18 protein-coding genes are annotated in these 17,404 nt (G+C 60.7%); 11 read left to right on the forward strand and 7 right to left on the reverse strand.

Features of this window, described 5'->3' with window-relative positions; genetic code table 11:
- On the reverse strand, window positions 1–193 hold a 193-nt coding region (locus OKC41_RS08510), incomplete at its 3' end, for a hypothetical protein (protein WP_257711657.1).
- Between the two features lie 10 nt (window positions 194–203).
- On the opposite strand from OKC41_RS08510, the gene OKC41_RS08515 reads away from it, so the two are divergent.
- Window positions 204–716, forward strand: a complete 513-nt coding sequence (locus tag OKC41_RS08515; protein ID WP_270671893.1) for a VC2046/SO_2500 family protein — start codon at window positions 204–206, stop codon at window positions 714–716.
- 63 nt (window positions 717–779) lie between these two features.
- Here OKC41_RS08515 and raiA read toward each other — a convergent pair whose 3' ends face one another.
- Window positions 780–1,112 (reverse strand): ribosome-associated translation inhibitor RaiA, encoded by a 333-nt coding sequence (raiA, locus tag OKC41_RS08520; protein WP_010674126.1) that lies wholly within the window; start codon window positions 1,110–1,112, stop codon window positions 780–782.
- Between the two features lie 392 nt (window positions 1,113–1,504).
- Here raiA and OKC41_RS08525 point away from each other — a divergent pair, with 392 nt between their 5' ends.
- The 5 genes from OKC41_RS08525 to yciA all read left to right on the forward strand — a co-directional run bounded on the left by OKC41_RS08525 (window position 1,505) and on the right by yciA (window position 8,798).
- Entirely contained in the window at window positions 1,505–4,024 is a 2,520-nt protein-coding gene (locus OKC41_RS08525) for a bifunctional diguanylate cyclase/phosphodiesterase (RefSeq protein ID WP_201894883.1), read from the forward strand.
- An 83-nt stretch (window positions 4,025–4,107) separates the two neighbouring features.
- On the forward strand, window positions 4,108–6,024 hold the full coding sequence (locus OKC41_RS08530) for a transglycosylase SLT domain-containing protein (RefSeq protein WP_201894924.1): 1,917 nt from the start codon (window positions 4,108–4,110) through the stop codon (window positions 6,022–6,024).
- A gap of 177 nt (window positions 6,025–6,201) precedes the next feature.
- A complete protein-coding gene (locus OKC41_RS08535; protein ID WP_029314259.1) occupies window positions 6,202–7,200 on the forward strand; it encodes a LacI family DNA-binding transcriptional regulator in 999 nt (332 codons plus the stop codon).
- Between the two features lie 247 nt (window positions 7,201–7,447).
- Window positions 7,448–8,260 (forward strand): NAD-dependent epimerase/dehydratase family protein, encoded by an 813-nt coding sequence (locus tag OKC41_RS08540; protein WP_201894882.1) that lies wholly within the window; start codon window positions 7,448–7,450, stop codon window positions 8,258–8,260.
- 139 nt (window positions 8,261–8,399) lie between these two features.
- On the forward strand, window positions 8,400–8,798 hold the full coding sequence (gene yciA / locus OKC41_RS08545; RefSeq protein ID WP_029314261.1) for an acyl-CoA thioester hydrolase YciA: 399 nt from the start codon (window positions 8,400–8,402) through the stop codon (window positions 8,796–8,798).
- 6 nt (window positions 8,799–8,804) lie between these two features.
- On the opposite strand, the gene OKC41_RS08550 is transcribed toward yciA, so the two are convergent.
- On the reverse strand, window positions 8,805–9,029 hold the full coding sequence (locus OKC41_RS08550) for a hypothetical protein (protein WP_010674132.1): 225 nt from the start codon (window positions 9,027–9,029) through the stop codon (window positions 8,805–8,807).
- A gap of 111 nt (window positions 9,030–9,140) precedes the next feature.
- Between OKC41_RS08550 and OKC41_RS08555 the strand changes: the two genes are divergently transcribed.
- On the forward strand, window positions 9,141–9,986 hold the full coding sequence (locus OKC41_RS08555; RefSeq protein WP_029314263.1) for an endonuclease/exonuclease/phosphatase family protein: 846 nt from the start codon (window positions 9,141–9,143) through the stop codon (window positions 9,984–9,986).
- Between the two features lie 95 nt (window positions 9,987–10,081).
- On the opposite strand, the gene OKC41_RS08560 is transcribed toward OKC41_RS08555, so the two are convergent.
- Window positions 10,082–11,332 carry a LysM peptidoglycan-binding domain-containing protein gene (locus OKC41_RS08560; protein ID WP_234922303.1) on the reverse strand — a complete coding sequence of 417 codons (1,251 nt, stop codon included), beginning with the start codon at window positions 11,330–11,332 and terminating at the stop codon, window positions 10,082–10,084.
- Here OKC41_RS08560 and OKC41_RS08565 point away from each other — a divergent pair, their 5' ends adjacent.
- The gene (locus tag OKC41_RS08565) at window positions 11,333–11,605 is read left to right on the forward strand and encodes a hypothetical protein (protein ID WP_010674135.1); all 273 of its coding nucleotides are present in this window, start codon (window positions 11,333–11,335) and stop codon (window positions 11,603–11,605) included.
- 87 nt (window positions 11,606–11,692) lie between these two features.
- Here the strand turns inward: OKC41_RS08565 and gloB are convergent, their stop codons facing one another.
- Window positions 11,693–12,457 carry a hydroxyacylglutathione hydrolase gene (gene gloB / locus OKC41_RS08570; protein ID WP_201894880.1) on the reverse strand — a complete coding sequence of 255 codons (765 nt, stop codon included), beginning with the start codon at window positions 12,455–12,457 and terminating at the stop codon, window positions 11,693–11,695.
- 79 nt (window positions 12,458–12,536) lie between these two features.
- Between gloB and OKC41_RS08575 the strand changes: the two genes are divergently transcribed.
- On the forward strand, window positions 12,537–13,259 hold the full coding sequence (locus OKC41_RS08575; RefSeq protein WP_010674137.1) for a class I SAM-dependent methyltransferase: 723 nt from the start codon (window positions 12,537–12,539) through the stop codon (window positions 13,257–13,259).
- Window positions 13,260–13,265: 6 nt separating this feature from the next.
- Here OKC41_RS08575 and rnhA read toward each other — a convergent pair whose 3' ends face one another.
- A complete protein-coding gene (gene rnhA / locus OKC41_RS08580; RefSeq protein ID WP_010674138.1) occupies window positions 13,266–13,730 on the reverse strand; it encodes a ribonuclease HI in 465 nt (154 codons plus the stop codon).
- A gap of 75 nt (window positions 13,731–13,805) precedes the next feature.
- Between rnhA and dnaQ the strand changes: the two genes are divergently transcribed.
- Window positions 13,806–14,540 carry a DNA polymerase III subunit epsilon gene (dnaQ, locus tag OKC41_RS08585; protein WP_041212726.1) on the forward strand — a complete coding sequence of 245 codons (735 nt, stop codon included), beginning with the start codon at window positions 13,806–13,808 and terminating at the stop codon, window positions 14,538–14,540.
- The gene (locus OKC41_RS08590; protein ID WP_042865207.1) at window positions 14,537–15,787 is read left to right on the forward strand and encodes a TIGR03503 family protein; all 1,251 of its coding nucleotides are present in this window, start codon (window positions 14,537–14,539) and stop codon (window positions 15,785–15,787) included. The genes dnaQ and OKC41_RS08590 overlap by 4 nt, the downstream gene beginning before the upstream one ends.
- Window positions 15,788–15,862: 75 nt before the next feature.
- On the opposite strand, the gene OKC41_RS08595 is transcribed toward OKC41_RS08590, so the two are convergent.
- Window positions 15,863–17,380 carry an HD domain-containing phosphohydrolase gene (locus OKC41_RS08595; protein WP_039038835.1) on the reverse strand — a complete coding sequence of 506 codons (1,518 nt, stop codon included), beginning with the start codon at window positions 17,378–17,380 and terminating at the stop codon, window positions 15,863–15,865.
- Window positions 17,381–17,404: the final 24 nt, after the last annotated feature.

The following is a 17,404-nucleotide window of genomic DNA, read 5'->3' on the forward strand; positions in this document are numbered from 1 at the left end:
GGAGAAGGATTCGAACCTTCGAAGGCAGAGCCGTCAGATTTACAGTCTGATCCCTTTGGCCGCTCGGGAACCCCTCCCCAAGTGCGAGGCGCATACTAACAGATCTGTCGCGCTTGTGAACCCCTCTGCCGGGATTTTTAATGCTTAAAGGATCGGGTTGATGGCCGATAAGCAATGAAACCTTCATTTCCAAGATTTATCTCATGCTGCCCAGTGCGATTCGTGACCGCTTGCTCGTGGATGAGGCCCAGTTGGGCCAACGGCTCAACCAGGATCTCCGTGCGGGGGACCGTGCCGACTTCAGGCTGCACCTGGCGCTGCTGACCGATGCGGTGGAAGAGCAGCCCTGGTTTGATGCCCCGCCCAAGCCTGCGTCGGGTGAGCTGGATTGGCGCTCCCGTTTCGGTCTGATGCCCCGGGCGTCCCTGCAAGGCGGGGTGGAAGAGAGCGATGCCACCAGCCTCAACGAGCGTCTGCAACAGGGCGGGTGCATGACGGATGTGAGACTCTGGCTTGCGCTGCGCTCCCCGCCACTGGTGAGCCGAACGCCCGCGCTGGATCCCGCGGTGTACGACAACCTCTCGGCACTGGGTCGCGAGCGCTGGCAGGCCCGACCTATGGGCGCTGACTCCAGGGAGGAGGCTCCGCTGATGATGCTGCCGCTGCTCGATGAGCTTGCGCATGGGGTGGATGCCAGGCTGCGCTGGCTGGGGTGACGGCACGGTAGAATGCAAAAAGGCGGGATAACCCGCCTTTTGCTTTATGAGTGGTGAACCTTGTCAGGCGTCTGCTTCGTCCGGTTGGGGCACTTCCTTGCCGGCGGCACGACGGGCGATGGGTTTTTCCGTGTGACGGTTGAGCTGGCGTTCCAGCTTCTGGCCCAGGTCCGTGATGGCGGCATAGAGATCCTCGTGCTCTGCCTGCGCAAACAGTTTGCCGTTGGGAATGCCGATAGTGGCTTCGACGATATACATCAAACGCTCTTTGGAGATGATCACATGGGGTGTGATAAGAGGCACCTGAAGACGCTCGAGCTTTTCAAAACGGGATTCAATGCGCTCGCGGATGGCTGGGGTGATGTCGATGATTTTACTGGTCATTTCGATTTTCATAATGGCCCCCTTCGGGTCGTCTTGCTTGTGTCTTCACCTCCAGATTACCCATGTCGCCAAATCAAAATGTGATCTGTGTCACGAAAAACCCCCTTGGGAATCCCGCTGTCCATAAATTGTGAGCTTTTCCCGTTTCATGCCAAAAACCGCTTGAGCTCAGTGAAACAGGCAGGCAGTATCAGCAAATAGGATCGTTTCTGTCCCCCCTCGGCAGCGCCTTGTGTCGACCCGATGTTTGGTTTTTGCCGCATAGTCTCGAATTTTCTCCACCCACATCGCCTCATCGCATCGCAACATCATTGCCATGCGCCGGTGGAGATATGCGCGCAAACGGATATGCTTTTCTGCAGGAGTCGGGGTGGATAACGTGGTTGTAGTGGTTGGAGTCGTAGATGAAGCAGCAAGCCACCCAGATGATGTGGTTTTATGATCGGCAGCATGGGCAATGGAGCCTGTCTGATCATGTCTCTTGTGAACCCTGGGCAGGGGAGGGAACCCACCCCTGGGCCACCCAACTTGAGCGGGAAGATGAAGCGGGTTTCGCCGATTTTCTTGCAAGACTCCACGATTCCGGCCAGCCTGGCCAGTTCATCGGTCACCTGCGCGATGAGGACGGCAAGGTACACCACGCGCTCTGGTACGGTCAGTATGTGCCTGCACAGGGGCTCTGTTGTGGCTGGCTTGCCCCCCTCGAAATGATGCATCGCGAGATGGATCGCGCCGACTCCCCCGCAGGCGTGACACCGCCGCTTCCCATGTTGCAGGCCCCCTTGCTGGCCAAGCTGGCGCAGGCGCTCTCCGCCAAGACGGGGCTCGATTTTTGCCAGACCCTGGTCAACGAGCTGGCCCATATCCTGGGAGCCACTGCCGTCTGGCTGACGGAGCGGGTCGGTCTCGACAGGCTCAGGGTGCTGGCGAGCCACGGCATCGACGTCAAGGAGTATGCCCTCTGTGACATGCCCTGCCAGCAGCTCTATCGCCAGGGGGCCTCCAGCGCGGTCCCCGTGAGTGAACCCCTGACCGGGTATCCCGACCTGCCACCGGGCCAGCACTATTACGCCCAGCCGCTGCTCGATCGCAACGGTCAGATCCTGGGTCATCTCGCCCTGCTGTTCCCGAGCCAGACCCGGACCACGGATCTGGACTCCGTCCTGACCATCTTCTCGGTGCGCATGGTGGCCGAGCTGGAGCGCCTGCAGAGCGATGCCTTGATGCGGCTGTCTGCGGTGGCCTTTGAAACTCACGAAGGGATCATCATCACGGATCCCGAGTTCAAGATCCTGCGGGTCAATTACGCCTTCAGCCAGATCACCGGCTTTGACAACCAGGGGGTGATTGGTCTGCATCTTGGCAACGATCTCTGGTCGGGGCTGGGAGGGCTGGGTTACGAGCTCAACGCCCTGGATCGCTGGCAGGGGGAAACCCTGCGCCTGCACGCCGACGGTCACGCCTATCCCCAGTGGGAGATCGTCACGCCGGTGCAGGATGAGAAGGGGGGGATCAGCCACTATGTCATCTTCTTCGAGGATATTTCCGAGCGCAAGGCGGCGGAGCGCCGCATCCAGGATCTCGCCTTCTATGACGAGCTGACCGGCCTGCCCAATCGCCGTCAGCTGCACGAAACTCTGACCCAGGCGTTCACCGATGCAAATCGCAGTCACCTTATCGGGGCCCTGCTGTTCATCGATCTCGACCACTTCAAGACCATCAATGATTCCCTGGGTCACGCTACCGGCGACTGGCTGCTCAAGGAGGTGGCCAGCCGTCTCAAGCGGCTGGTGCGCCAGGGGGATTGTCTGGCCCGTCTCGGCGGCGACGAGTTCGTGTTGTTGCTGCCAGCGCTCTCCATCAGCCCGCCCCAGGCGGAGATGCAGGCCGACCTCATCGCGGAGCGGCTGATCGGGGAGATCGCCGCCCCCTATGATTTCAGAGGTCAGGTGCTGCACATCGGCGCCAGTGTCGGCATCACCCTCTTCCCCGGTCGGGAGCAGGAGGCGGGGGATCTGCTCAAGCAGGCTGACACCGCCATGTATCAGGCGAAATCGGCGGGCCGCAAGACCCGGCGCTTCTTCGATGCCTCCATGCAGTTGCAGGCCGACCGGCGTCTGCACATTCACAACGAGCTGCGCAGTGCCCTCGACAATGGGGAGCTGACTCTCCACTACCAGCCCCAGCATATGGTGGCGGGGGGGGAGATCATCGGTGTCGAGGCACTGATCCGCTGGCAACCCCCCGGGCGTACCCTGGTGTCGCCTGCCGAGTTCATCCCCATTGCCGAGGAGACGGATCTCATCGTCGACATCGGCAACTGGGTATTGCACGAAGCCTGTACCCAGTACGTCTCCTGGGAGGAGAACGGGATCCACGTCCCCCAGCTGTCGGTCAACGTGAGCGCCAAACAGTTCCATGCTCCCGACTTCGTCGATCGCATTCACGACGTGCTGGCTGCCACCGGCATGGATCCCGCCTGCCTCAACCTGGAGATCACCGAGTCGGTGGTGCTGGGTCATGCGGAAGACACCATCAGCAAGATGGCGGAACTCAAGACCCTGGGCATCAGCTTTGCCATCGACGACTTCGGGGCGGGGTACTCTTCCCTGAGCTACCTCAAGCGGCTGCCGGCTGACGAGCTCAAGATCGACCGCTCTTTCATCCAGGACATTCCCAAGGATGGTGACAACATGGCCATCGTCGAGGCCGTGATCGCCATGGCCCGCCACATGGGGTTCAACGTGACGGCGGAGGGGGTGGAGTCCCGCCAGCAACTGGAGTTTCTGCAGGCACAGGGCTGCCATTTCTTCCAGGGATACCTCGCCTCCAAGCCGCTTCCTGTTCCCTACCTTGAACGCTATGTCAGCCGCCAGGTACGCGGTGATCGCCCCGTCTGCACCGATAAAAATAGTGTGGCGTAGCCCCCGTGCTTAGCGGGTAGAATGAAGGTATGTCACCACCGCACTTTGGCGGTGGTTATGTCTTCAAGGGGAGAATGCCATTCGTGAAAGTCGTGCAGGGAATCATCTTGTCTGCGCTCTGGATGCCGGGGCTGTTGGCTCCTGCCTTCGCGCAGACCATGGAGCAGTCTCTCTATCGCCAGGCCCATGAGGCCGTGCGTGCCAATGATCAGGTCAAATTCAGCCAGCTTCGGGCACGCCTGATCCACTATCCGCTGTTGCCCTATCTGGATTACTACCAGCTTGCGTTCCGTCCCGGGGCGGCAGACTACAACGATGTGACCCGCTTCATCCGCCAGCACGGGGACACCCCCCAGTCCAACCGGCTCGAGCGCAGCTATCTCACCTATCTTGCCCAGAGCCAGCAGTGGTCCCAGTTCCTGCGCTTCTATCCGGCCAAGCCAAGCTCCACCGATCTGCTCTGTCAGCACTATCAGGCCCGCTACTACACGGGGCACCAGAGTGAAGCCCTGCAGGAGGCAGGCAAGCTTTGGTTGAGCGGCCAATCCAGGCCCGATGCCTGCGATCCCCTGTTCCAGCTCTGGCAGCAGGCAGGTCTGCGCACCCAGGAGAAGATCTGGGAGCGCATGAACCTGGCTTTCGAGGCCCAGAACCCCAACCTCATTCGCCACCTCGGGGCCCAGCTCGGCAGCGGCATGAAGGGGTATGGCGATCAGATGATCGCCCTGTATGACCAACCCGTGCGGGCGATGAATCCTGCCAACTTCACGGCGGCGCCCCCGTCGCGCCATCTGCTCTCCCTGGGGCTGGCCCGCTACGCCAACCAGGAGCCCGACGCGGTTCTGCGCCAACTGGGGGAGATGACCCGTCGCTTCGGCCTGAACCATGCCGAGGTGAGTCGGGTGGAGAAGGCGGCCGCCCGCCGCCTGTTGCTGGACCGCTCTTCTGACCAGCGCGCCTGGCTGGATACGGCCCTGGTGCGGCTCAAGGAGCCGGAGCTGGTGGAGCTGCGGGCCCGTCTTGCCATCTGGGAGCAGGATTGGCGCGGCCTCGAAGGCTGGGTCAAGCGGATGCCCATGGGGCTGCAAAAAGAGGATCGCTGGCGATACTGGATGGCGCGCTCGCTGGAGAAACAGGGGCGGCAGAAACCGGCGCGGGACCTCTATCTCGAGACTGCGAGCCTGCGCGGCTTCTACGGCTTCATGGCGGCCCAGCGCACCGGTGTGCCCTATCGCATGAAGAACCAGAGCGTGGCGCACAAGGTGCCGGACTGGCAAAGTGCCAGCCGCCGCTGGCCCTTCCTGCTGCGGGTGCGTGAGCTGCTGGCGATGAACGAGATCACGGCGGCCCGCTCTGAGTGGATCCACAACATGGATCGCAACAGCGTGGCCCAGCGCCTGGAGTTTGGCCACATCGCCCTCAACCAGGGCTGGCACGAGCTGGCGATCCTCTCCAGCATCCGTGCCGAGGCCTGGGATGCGCTGGACCTGCGCTTCCCGCTGCCCCTCAAGCGCACCTTCTCCCAGATGGCACAAGAGCGCACCATGAACACCAGTCTGCTCTACGCCATCTCCCGTCAGGAGAGCGCACTCTATCCCCTGGCCCAGTCACCGGTCGGGGCGAGGGGGTTGATGCAGCTGATGCCTGCCACCGCGAAAGAGACGGCCGGCAAGCTTGGGGTGCCCTATCGCAACGAGCAGCAACTGTTCGACCCGGCCATGAACATTCGTCTTGGCAGCGCCTACCTCAAGCGCCTGCTGGATGTGTATGACGGCAACCGGATCCTGGCGGCGGCGGCTTACAATGCGGGTCCTGGCCGGGTCAAGCGCTGGCGCGAGCAGAGCGACAACAAACCGATGGATGTCTGGGTGGAGAGCATCCCCTATCGGGAGACGCGCAACTATGTCCAGAACGTGCTCTCTTTCGATCTCATCTATCAACACAAGCTGCAGCAGCCCTTGCGTTTCATGTCGGAACGCGAGCTGAATCACGCCTATTGAGTTCGGGGGCAGTCGTTGTCGCGGCTGCCTCCCATTCTTGCCCCAGAATGGTTATCATCCCTTAAGCTTTGTTACAAAAGGAAACCTGCCAGGTGATCGGGCGCCGCGTCTTGGTCTGTCAGGTTCGATACAATGCCCGATCATCACTGACAGGCTTTTCCAACAAAGGAATCGAGAGTGGCAACGATCAAAGATGTGTCTCAGCTGGCGAATGTCTCCATTTCGACAGTGTCTCGAGTGATCAACAACACGGCGCAGGTGGCGCCCGAGAAGCGCGAGGCTGTCCTCGCGGCCATGAAGGAGCTCAGCTTTCGTCCAAACAGCTTCGCCCAGGCCCTGGTGAGCAAACGCTCCAACTGTATCGGTGTGCTGGTGGGGGATCTGTGTGGCGGCCCCTTCTTCGCTCAGATGATGCGCGGCATCGAAAGCATGGTCGACAAGGCGAACAAGTTCACCATCGTGGTGTCCGGCAACCACGACGCGGCCCGTGAGCGGCACGCCATCCAGGCGCTGCTGCAGCGCCAGTGCGATGCCCTGATCCTGCACAGCAAGGCGCTGCCTGACGAAGAGCTCAGCGAGCTGGCGTCGGGCACGACCCCCATCGTCTTCATCAACCGTCAGGTGCCAGGCTGCGAGGATCGCTGCGTCTGGCTGGACAACCAGGCCGGCATCACCACGGCTTGCCAGCATCTGCTGGACGCGGGACATCGCAAGATTGCCTTCGTCACCTCCGATGACGAGGAGTTTGTGGATGGTCAGCAGCGGATGGCCGGCTATCGCTTCGCCCTGCAACGGGCAGGTATCGAGCTGGATCCTGCCCTCATCGGCCGTGCCTATGCCGATGAAAAAGGTGGCTATGTGGCCATGAGCGAGCTGCTGGCGCGCGGCGTCGAGTTCAGCGCTGTGCTTGGTTTCAACGATGCCATGGTGGCGGGGGCGATCTCCTGTCTGCTGGAGCGGGGTTACAAAATACCCCAGCAGGTCTCTGTGGTCGGTTTTGATGACATCCCCTATGCCCGATACATCTATCCCAAGCTCACCACGGTACGTTACCCCATCGAGGAGATGGGAGAGCGGGCTGCTGAGCTGGCCCTGAGGCTGCTGGATCACAAGCCGGTAGAGGGATTGGCGCTCAAATTTGAAGCCGAACTGGTACGGCGGGAATCTGTGGCCTGAGTCATGAAGTTGGCCCCGTGCGGGTCGACTTTTTTGCAAAACATTGAAAGCGCTTTCAGAAATCCTTTTCAACTGTGATCCGCTTCAAAGCTTTTTGACCGCGCTGCCACTAGGATAGGCCCACGAATTAGGAGCGTGCGCTCCCGATTTTCCCGCTGTGGGAGGTAACCGGTTAATCCGGCTATTTCCTTCGTTACTTTCGACGGTCATCATTGGATGGCCGTTTTTTTTTTGTCAGGATCCGGGTATGACGAACGAATTTGAGTATCAGACGGGTATCGTGGGCGCCGGCTGGCTGGGGTTGCCCCTGGCCAGGGCATTGCAAGAGCAGGGGCAATCTGTCGCGGTGACGGTCAGTACGGCCGAAAAGGCTGAACGGCTGCGGGGGGAGGGTATTGCCGCCTGGCCGCTGTTGCTTACCCCTGACATGGGATCACTGCCTTTTCGCTGTCATGACCTGGTGATCTGCGTGCCCCCCAGCAAGACCGGGGATTACCCGGCATCCGTGGCCAGCCTGTGCCGACAGGCGAGGGAGGCGGGTGTTCAGAGGGTTCTGTTTATCAGCGCGACTTCGGTCTGGGGGGCCGGGCAGGGGGAGGAGGATACGCCCGCTCCAGCTCATGACAGAGGGACGCGGATGCGGGCGGCCGAGCTTGCCGTACTGGAAGGGCATGTTGACTGCGCCATGATCTTGCGCCCGGCCGGACTCTATGGTCCTGACCGTCACCCCGGCCGTTTTCTGGCGGGCAAGACGCTGGCCGGGGGAGGCCAGGCTGTGAACCTGGTGCATCTGGACGACGTGGTGGCCGCCTGTGAGCTGATGCTGGCCCGGGGGCAGGATAGGGATGCCTACAATCTGAGTGCCCCCGTCCACCCGCGCCGGGAGCAGCTCTACCCCTTCGCGAGCCGCCTGCTCGGGCTGGTGCCGCCGCAGTTCGTTGAGCCGGCGGGGGAGTTTGCTCCCATCGAAGGTCAGCGCATCTGCCAGCAGCTTGGTTTCGTCTATCGCTGGCCGGATCCGGCCCACTGGTTTGCGGACGGGGCGGCCTTGAAGGGTTGAACGGGTCGTCGCCATCCGGGCCCCGGAGTCGGTCATCTGGCGTGCAAACCAGATACGGCGCGCGCTCCGGGACAATTGAGGTTTGCCAAGGGGGGGATCGCCCCCTATCATGCCGCCATCCATGATAAAGAGAGCGGTAATGATGGAAGAGACCAAGCGCCACCCCGATGGGGAGCTGTTGCTGAGAACCCTGGCAATGCCAGCCGATACCAACCCCAATGGCGATATCTTCGGTGGGTGGATCATGTCCCAGATGGATATAGGTGGGGGCATCATGGCCAAGGAGCTGGCAAAAGGGCGCATCTGTACCGTCTCGGTGGAGGGGATGACCTTCCACAGCCCGGTCAAGGTGGGTGACGTGGTGTGCTGTTACGGTCGCTGCCTCAAGATTGGTCGCAGCTCCATGCGACTCAAGCTGGAGGTCTGGGTCAAGCCGGTATTGCGGGAGAACGAAGCCCAGCGGTACTGCGTGACCGAGGGCGTCTTCACCTATGTGGCCATCGACGATCAGGGCAAATCCCGCCCCGTCCCGGTCTGAGTCTGCTCAGATGAGCCGGGCATTGATGATGGATATTTCCTGCTCAAGCCCGGTTTTTTGCCGTATCATGCGCTCCAGCATCTCTTCCGACCCCACGCACTGCCGGGTGTCGAACAGACAGAGATCACATTGGGGATCCCGCCTGATTTGATAGACGGTGGAAAGCTCCACTTGATGACAGGTTCCCTGTTGATCGTAAAATGTCACGCGGTACTGGTGCTGTCTCGCCATCGTTGAATTCCTTCTGGATGAGTCGGGCCGGACACGAATAATGAGACTAGTCGGCGACCGTGGCCTGTGTGAGGGCCATGTCGTCTTGCAGAGGCAGGTGATTGTTAGCCAATGAAAAATAGTTATCGGATTCTGGGAACGTCCCTGCTGACGTTGGGGCTGGTCGGTTGCTTCGAGGTACCGGATCAAGATCATCTGGTGACTGCGGCAGGTATCATACCTGGCGCAAGCTGTGACAGACCACCTCTGGTGGCGCTCGCCTCCACGGCCTTGCCGAGGGAGTTTGGCATCACCGTCTGGAACCTCTACAAGGGACAACGCAAGAACTGGCGGGAAGGGCTGGATGAGTATGCCAAGTCCCAGGATCTGGTGCTGCTGCAAGAGTCGGCGACCCGGCCCGAGATGCTGGACTGGCTGAAGAGAGGCGATTTCCAGTGGCAGCAGTTGCAGGCCTTCACCCAGGGAGGTGTCTCCTTTGGCGTGATGACGGTGGCGAAAACGCCGCAGGCGTTTGTCTGTGGCGTCCGTTCCCCCGAACCCCTGCTGCGCATCCCCAAGTCAGGTCTGGTCAGTCTCTATCCCTTGCAAGGGGATCCTGACGGCGTGCTGGTGGTGAATCTCCATGCGGTCAATTTCGAGCTGGGCATGGCGACGTTCCGCGAGCAGCTCAACGATCTGACTGCGTTGATCCATCGCCACCAGGGGCCGGTCATCCTGGGTGGCGATTTCAACACCTGGAGCGACAAGCGCGCGTTCTGGTTGAACAAGCTGGTGGGTGAGCTTGGCCTGCAGGAGGCCATACCTGTACCTGATCTGCGTCGCACCGCCTTTGGCCGCCCGCTGGATCACCTCTACTATCGCAATCTGGATCTGGTGGAGGTGAGTTCACCGGCTACCGATGCCTCTGATCACAACCCCATTCTGGCGCGCTTTGCGGCCCAGGCCATCACTCCCTGAGTCATCCCTCAGGGGAGAGCGGCGTCGCCGCTGGTTCATGCAGACAAAAAAATACCCCGCATCAAGCGGGGTATTTTTTGGATTGCGACGAGCGATCAGCTGTTGTTCTTCACGAACAGAGTCAACTCCTGACCCGGCTTGAGATAGTCACTCTTGCCGAGCTGGTTCCAGCGCATCACATCGTTGACGGCGACCTGGAAGCGGGCTGCGATGGAGGAGAGGGAATCACCGCGGCGCACCTGATAGACCATGGACTTGTTGCTGCTCTTGCCCTGCTTGGGCCAGACCACCAGCTTCATGCCAGGCTTGAGGGCTGACTTTGCGTTCAGGCCGTTCCACTTGGCCAGGTCGGCGTGGGTGACCCCGTGTGCCTGGCTGATGCTCCACAGGTTGTCACCGGAGCGCACCTGATAGTTCACCTTGCCACCACTGCGGCTGGCGAGCTGCTGCGGCTTGCTCGGGGCAACCTGGGTTGCGCGCCCGCCATTGGGGATGATCAGGCTCTGGCCACGGCGCAGGTTGTTGCCACGCATGTTGTTGGCCAGCTTGAGCTGTTGCACGGTCACCCCGTGATTCTGGGCGATCCGTGACAGCGTATCACCACTGGTGACCTGATAGGAGCGCACGCCACGGGTACGTTCACGCTGGGGCAGATCGGCCAGGGCCAGCTCCAGGGTGTCGGCGTACTCGACGGGGACCAGCAGGTTGTAAGGGCCCTGCGGCGAGGTCATGCCACGCTTGAGCGCAGGATTGAGCGCCTTGAGCTGGGAGGCGGAAACGCCAGCCAGCTGGGCGGCCACGTTCAAATCAATCTGGCCACCGGTATTGATGGTTCTCAATTGCGGCTTGTTGGCCAGCACCGGCAGGGTGACATTGTATTTGTCCGCATTGCGGATCATGTCGGCCATGGCCAGGATCTTGGGCACATACATCCGGGTTTCGCGGGGCAGGTCCAGCGACCAGTAGTCGGTCGGACGACCAGCCCGTTCGTTGCGGGTGATGGCGTTGCGCACCCGACCTTCACCGGCATTGTAAGCGGCCAGGGTCTGCAGCCAGTCACCGTCGAAGAACCGGTTCAGGTACTCCAGGTAATCCAGTGCGGCATTGGTGGATGCCAGGACATCGCGTCGACCGTCGTACCAGTTGTCGTGGCGCAGGCCGAAATTCTTGCCGGTTGCAGGAACGAACTGCCAAAGACCGACCGCATTGCTGCGGGAGCGGGCATTGGGATCGAACATGCTCTCGATCATGGGGATGGTAATAAGCTCCATTGGCAGCTCACGCCGTTCGATTTCCTCTACCATCAGATACAGGTAGGGCTCAGCCCGGCTGGCAATGGTCGCCATATGCTTATCATTGCGCAACAACCAATCACGCTGTTGGCGAACCCGGGCATTATCGTGCGAGTCCAGCTGCATATCATCGCTGATACGCACCCACAGGTTATCAGTGTCATCCAGCTCTTCTATCTGTTCGTCGCCGAACAGCATCCGCGAAGAGTGTTTTTTGTACGTTTTCTTGCTGACTTGGGGGGATTTGATCGGCTCGATTGCCGTTACCGCCCGGTCATCCTGATGGCTCAGGTTTTGACAGCCGCTGAGAAACAGCGCTGCCAATAAGGCCGTTCGTAGCTTCATCTCGCTCAGGTCATCTGTGGAAAAACAGCTCGCATCATAAGGGGCAATGCCCCCCTGATCAAGGTTTGTTCAAAAAACGTCCTTCCAGGCCCGCAGAACAGCGAAGGTATCCTCTGGATTTTCCAAGCATTTAAGGGCGTATTTCTCAGCAGAAAATTTTACCGAGTCCTGCTCGCAGCGCAGAAAAACATTGAAATTCCGCTCATCTCCCAGCCGGGAGGGGAGACTCGGGAGGCCCTGCTGACGCAGTTTGCTGATCACGCCGATCTGCCGCTGGATCGCCAGGTTGTCGGGCTCGACCGCATGGGCGAAACGCAGGTTGGAGAGCGTGTATTCATGGGCACAATAAAGGAGGGTCTCATCAGGCAGTGTCGCGAGCCGTTGCAGGGAAGTGTGCATCTGTGCCGGGGTACCTTCGAACAGACGGCCGCAACCGGCGCTGAAGAGGGTATCGCCACAAAACAGCATGCCCTGGCCGTAATAGGCGATGTGCCCCAGGGTATGACCGGGCACATGGAGGACATCCAGACTCAGGCCATGCCAGTTGATCTGATCCCCGTCGTCGAGCCACTGGCCGTGATGGTCCGGCATGGGGTCATGCTTGGGACCATAGAGGCGAGCGTGGGGGAAGTGTTGCAGCAGCTCGGATACGCCCCCGACGTGATCGCGGTGGTGATGGGTCAGGAGGATGGCATCCAGCACCAGATCCAGCGCAGCTAGCCGTTCCAGCACGGGAGCGGCCTCGCCCGGATCGACGACTAGACAGTGATTTTCATGACGGATCAACCAGATGTAGTTGTCGCTGAAGGCGGGAACTGTGATGACGGTATACATGGGTCGAGGTCTCTTGTGTTCTCTTTAAGGAAGGGATCTTATATAACTGGATGGCATTCGCCCCCGAGTTGGTCCCATTATGCAACTGGCACGTACCGAACAACAGATCGCGCTTCCGACCAGTTGGTCCGCACTGCCCATGGGGGACTGGGTGGCCGCCGAGCTTCAGGAGCGCCTCGACAACTGGTGCCCCCACCTCTTTGGCTATCACTTGCTCAAGATAGGTGCCCTGAGCGCCGAACTCTCCTGCGGCTGCTCCACCATTCGCCATCAAATAGGTGTCGCTCCCGGCGGACGGCTGCTGGACATCCAGGGGGATCCGCTCGCCTTGCCGGTGCGATCGGGGAGCGTGGATGCCTGCCTGCTGGCTCACTGCCTCGATTTCTCGCCGGATCCTCATCAGGTGCTGCGGGAGGCAGAACGGGTGCTGACCGACGATGGCTGGCTCATTGTCAGCGGTTACAACCCGCTCAGCCTGGTGGGGCTGGGTCACTATCTGCCCTTCATGCGGCGGCATCTGCCCTGGTCTGCCCGCATGTTCACGCCCGCACGGGTGACCGACTGGCTGCAATTGCTCGGCTGCGAGGTGATGTTCGACGAGCGGTTCGGTTTCTCCTTCATGGGCAGGCAGAGCAAGATCGGCTGGTGGCGGGAGAGTCTGGGGCGGGACTATTGCCGCTCCCTGGCGTCTGTTTACGTGATTGCCGCCCGCAAGCGGCGTTTCCCCGTGACACCGGTACGTCGCCGCTGGCGGCTGCCGGAGTCGATGGCCGCGCCAGGAATGGCGCGCCAGGGCGGCTAGCGGGCATCAGGGCTGGTAACCGCTGTCTTCGGCAAGCTGCTTGCCGCTGGCGGCCTCACGGGCCAGCTCGTCACAGCGTTCGTTTTCCGGGTGGCCCGAGTGTCCCTTCACCCAGAGCCATTCGATCTGGTGACGGGCCACTTCCGCATCCAGGGCCTGCCAGAGATCGACGTTCTTGACCGGCTGACGGTTGGCGGTCATCCAGCCCTTCTTTTTCCAGCCGATGATCCATTGGGTGATCCCCTGGCGCACATACTGGCTGTCGGTGGTGAGCCGCACCTGGCAGGGTTCGTTCAGGGTCCGCAGCCCCATGATGGCAGCCATCAGCTCCATCCGGTTATTGGTGGTCAATCGAAAACCGGCGGAGATCTCCTTGCGATGCTTGCCATAGACCATGACGGCACCATAGCCGCCGGGGCCCGGGTTGCCTAAGCAGGAGCCATCCGTGAATAAATCAATCTGTTTCAACATGAGCAATCAATCTGTTTTAGCGAGAGGCTTGGGGTAAACTAGCGAGTAAAACCGAAGTTTGACATGGATTTGATCATGAGCACACCCCAACTGAATCGCCAGATCATTCTGGATACCGAAACCACCGGCATGAACACCGCGGGCGGCCCTGTCTATCTTGGGCACCGCATCATCGAGATCGGCTGTGTGGAGGTGATCAACCGCAAACTCACCGGCAACCATTTCCACGTCTACATCAAGCCGGATCGGCTGGTGGATCCCGAGGCTATCGCCGTGCACGGCATCACGGATGCCTTCCTGGCGGACAAGCCCTCTTTTAGCCAGATAGCGGACGATTTCATCGAGTTCATTCGCGGCGCCGAGCTCATCGCCCACAACGCCCCCTTTGACGTGAGCTTCATGGACTATGAGTTCAGCAAGCTCGGTCTGAACTTCAAAACGGCGGATATCTGCGGCATCACGGATACCCTGGCGATGGCGCGGGATCTCTTCCCGGGCAAGCGCAACAACCTGGACGTGTTGTGCGATCGCTACGGCATCGACAACTCTCACCGTACCCTGCACGGCGCCTTGCTCGATGCGGAGATCCTGGCGGACGTCTACCTCCTGATGACGGGTGGCCAGACCAAACTCAATCTGGCGAGTGAAACCAGCGAGAGCGAGACCAGCCAGGATACCGGCATTCGTCGTCTGGAGAGCAATCGCCCGCCGCTCAGGGTGGTGCGCGCGAGCGACGAGGTGGCGGCTGTCCATGAAGCGAGGCTGGATCTAGTACAGAAAAAAGGAGGTGCCTGCCTGTGGCGGCAATGAGATCGCTTTGGGGGCTGCTGCTGCTGGCCTCCCTCCCGGCCGCGGCCAACGAGGTGTTTGCGCCTTCCGACATTCCTCTGCTCGACAACCGCTTTCGCATCGATTACGGCGTGAAGGAGATCACCTTCATCATCAAGCGCAAGCCGGGGACGCCCTCGGTGATCCTGGTGCGACCCGATGGCAGCAAGCTCTATGTGGGCAAGGTCAAGCCGCCCGACGTGGGCTGGTTGCCCCTCAAGGATCAGGATCTCATCACCATCCGCGACCCCATGCCCGGCCCCTGGCAGGCGATCGGGGAGGTGGACCCCGACAATCGGGTGCGCCTGCTCACCGACATCCAGGTCGAGAGCGAGCCGCTGCCGGCCCGCCTCTATCAGGGTGAGCGGGTCAAACTGCAATCCCGTCTGCTGATCGATGGCGCGGCGCCTGGGGCGGGTTACTACCTCACCGATCTGGGCATGACCGTCAAGCTGCAGCAGTTCAACGATGCCAGCCAGAGCGGCGATCCCGTGTTCGAGGAGACCCTGGGACGCTACATGGATGATGGCAAGGGGGTGGACGAAGTGCCGGGGGACGGTATCTTGACCGCCGAGGCGGTACTGGACGTCCCTGCGGGAAAATACCGAGCCCTCTTCAGCACCGGCAATGAGGTCTTCTCACGAGCCCAGTCACAGCAGGTGCTGCTCTACCCCTGGCCGGTCAGCTATTCCCTGAATCCCCCCTCCGGGGAGGGGGGAGCCAAGCTCTCCCTGGTCATCGATGTGGATGAACTGGATCCCGCCTCCGTGGTCATCCAGGGCAAGGCCATTGACGGCGGGGGCAGTAGCATGACGTTCAACGAGGTGGCGACAGCGCCGCGTTTTGGCGTGGATCTCTCCGCCCTCAAGGCGGCAGGGCAGTACAAGGTGGAGGCCACCCTCTTTGGAACAACCCGGCTCGGTCGCGAGGTGCAACTGCAATTGCCGGCCAAGTCGTTCACCATAGCACCGCCTCCCCCCCCTCCCGCACCCTCTGCGGCCATGCCCGCATCCGCCGCCACCCCCGACCGGTTCGAGGAGCGGGAGAGTCCGGTCTGGCTGCCCTGGGCGCTGGGGGGAGGTGGCGTGTTGCTGCTCTTGCTGGGGGCCGGTGGTTTCATTCTGCTGCAAAAGCGCCGCACTCTGCACAAGGCGATGGCGGCGCAGAAGGCGCAACTTGAAGAGACGCCAGCAACCCCGAAACTGGATCTCAATCTGCCGGAGCAATAATTCCGCGCACATTGCAAAGAAGCCGCCCAATGGGCGGCTTCTTCATGGTGGCAAGTGGATGGGGTGAATCCGATATCAGTGAGCGCCGATATAGATGTCTTTGTACTGCTCGCGAATATCGAGGAACTTCTCCAGATTGGCCAGCATCAGATCCACCAGGAGGGGGTCGAAGTGCTCTCCTTTCTCCTCCTTGATCAGCGCCAGCACCTGATCCAGCGGCCAGGCCTGCTTGTAGCAACGATCCGAGCCCAGGGCATCGAACACATCCGCCAGGGCGACGATGCGTCCTTCCAGCGGAATGTCCTCTCCCTTCAATCCGCGGGGATAGCCGCTGCCATTCCACTTCTCGTGATGGTTGCCCGCGATGGTGGCGCCTATCTGGAACAAGGCCAGATCACTGCCGGAGAGCATGTCCTGCCCAAGCTGGGCGTGGGTTTTCATGATCTCCCACTCCTCGGGAGTGAGTTTGCCCGGTTTGTGCAAGATGGCGTCCGGGATCCCCACCTTGCCGATGTCGTGCAGGGGAGAGGCACGCTTGATGAGCTCGCACCTGTCCTCATTCATGCCGAGCAGCTTGCAGAACAATTCGGTGTAGAGGGCCACCCGCTTGACGTGCAAGCCGGACTCCTTCGAGCGGCTCTCCACCAGCTCGCCGATGCGATAGATGATCTCTCGCTGGTTGTCACCGATCACCTCGTTGAGCCGGATATTCTCCAGCGCCACTATGATGTTTTCGGTGAACAGGCTGAGCAGCCCGGTATCCATCTGGCTGAGCGGGCGAGTGGTCTCGATGTGGAACAGCAGGTGATGGCGGGCATTCTGGCAATAGAGCACCATCTGGTTGCCATCGTAGACATTGGCTCCCTTGGCCATGGCACAGCGCAGGATTTCCGGCGCATCGACGAGGCGCAGCATGGGACCATCGCTGAGCAGAGGCTCGAGCACCTGATCCCGCACCTCATACGCCAGGTGCTTCACATCGTAAATCTGGGACTCTTCCAGATTGAGCAGGGCGCTGAGCTGGGTCTGGGCTCCTTCGACGAACTGGCGCAGGGCACGCTGCTCGAAGATCCCCTTGGACGCCTCGATGACCTTCTCCAGCCCCTGTCGATTGCTCTCAAGGGTTCGGATGTCCCGGTAAGAGCGCAGGCTCGCGCGCAGCAGGGTGCGCAGTTTCTGGGAGGTGAGCTCGGTCTTGTCCTTGTAGTCGTTGATATCGTAGTTGGTCACCACGTCATCTTCCGGGGCCTGGCCGGGCTGACCGGTTCGCAGCACGATGCGCACCATCTTGTTTTGCAGTTCGTCGCGCACGAACTTGACCACCTCGAGACCGGCATGATCGACCTCCATGACGACGTCGAGCAGCAGCAGAGCGACATCCGGGGTGAGGGCGAGCAAGGCTTTGGCTTCAGCCGCAGAGTAGGCGTGCAGAAAATCGATCGGCTTGCCGTCGAATTCAAACTTGTTCAGGGTGATTTTGGTGATGCGATGCACTTCGGGTTCATCGTCCACTATCATCACCTTCCAGCCGGCGGGACGCGGTGCTGATTGGGGAAGATCTTCATCATCAATAATCAGGATTTGATCATCCATTATGCAATCCTGTGTGTGATCCTG

This window comes from Aeromonas sp. QDB17, assembly GCF_027705305.1.
Taxonomy (GTDB): domain Bacteria; phylum Pseudomonadota; class Gammaproteobacteria; order Enterobacterales; family Aeromonadaceae; genus Aeromonas; species Aeromonas caviae.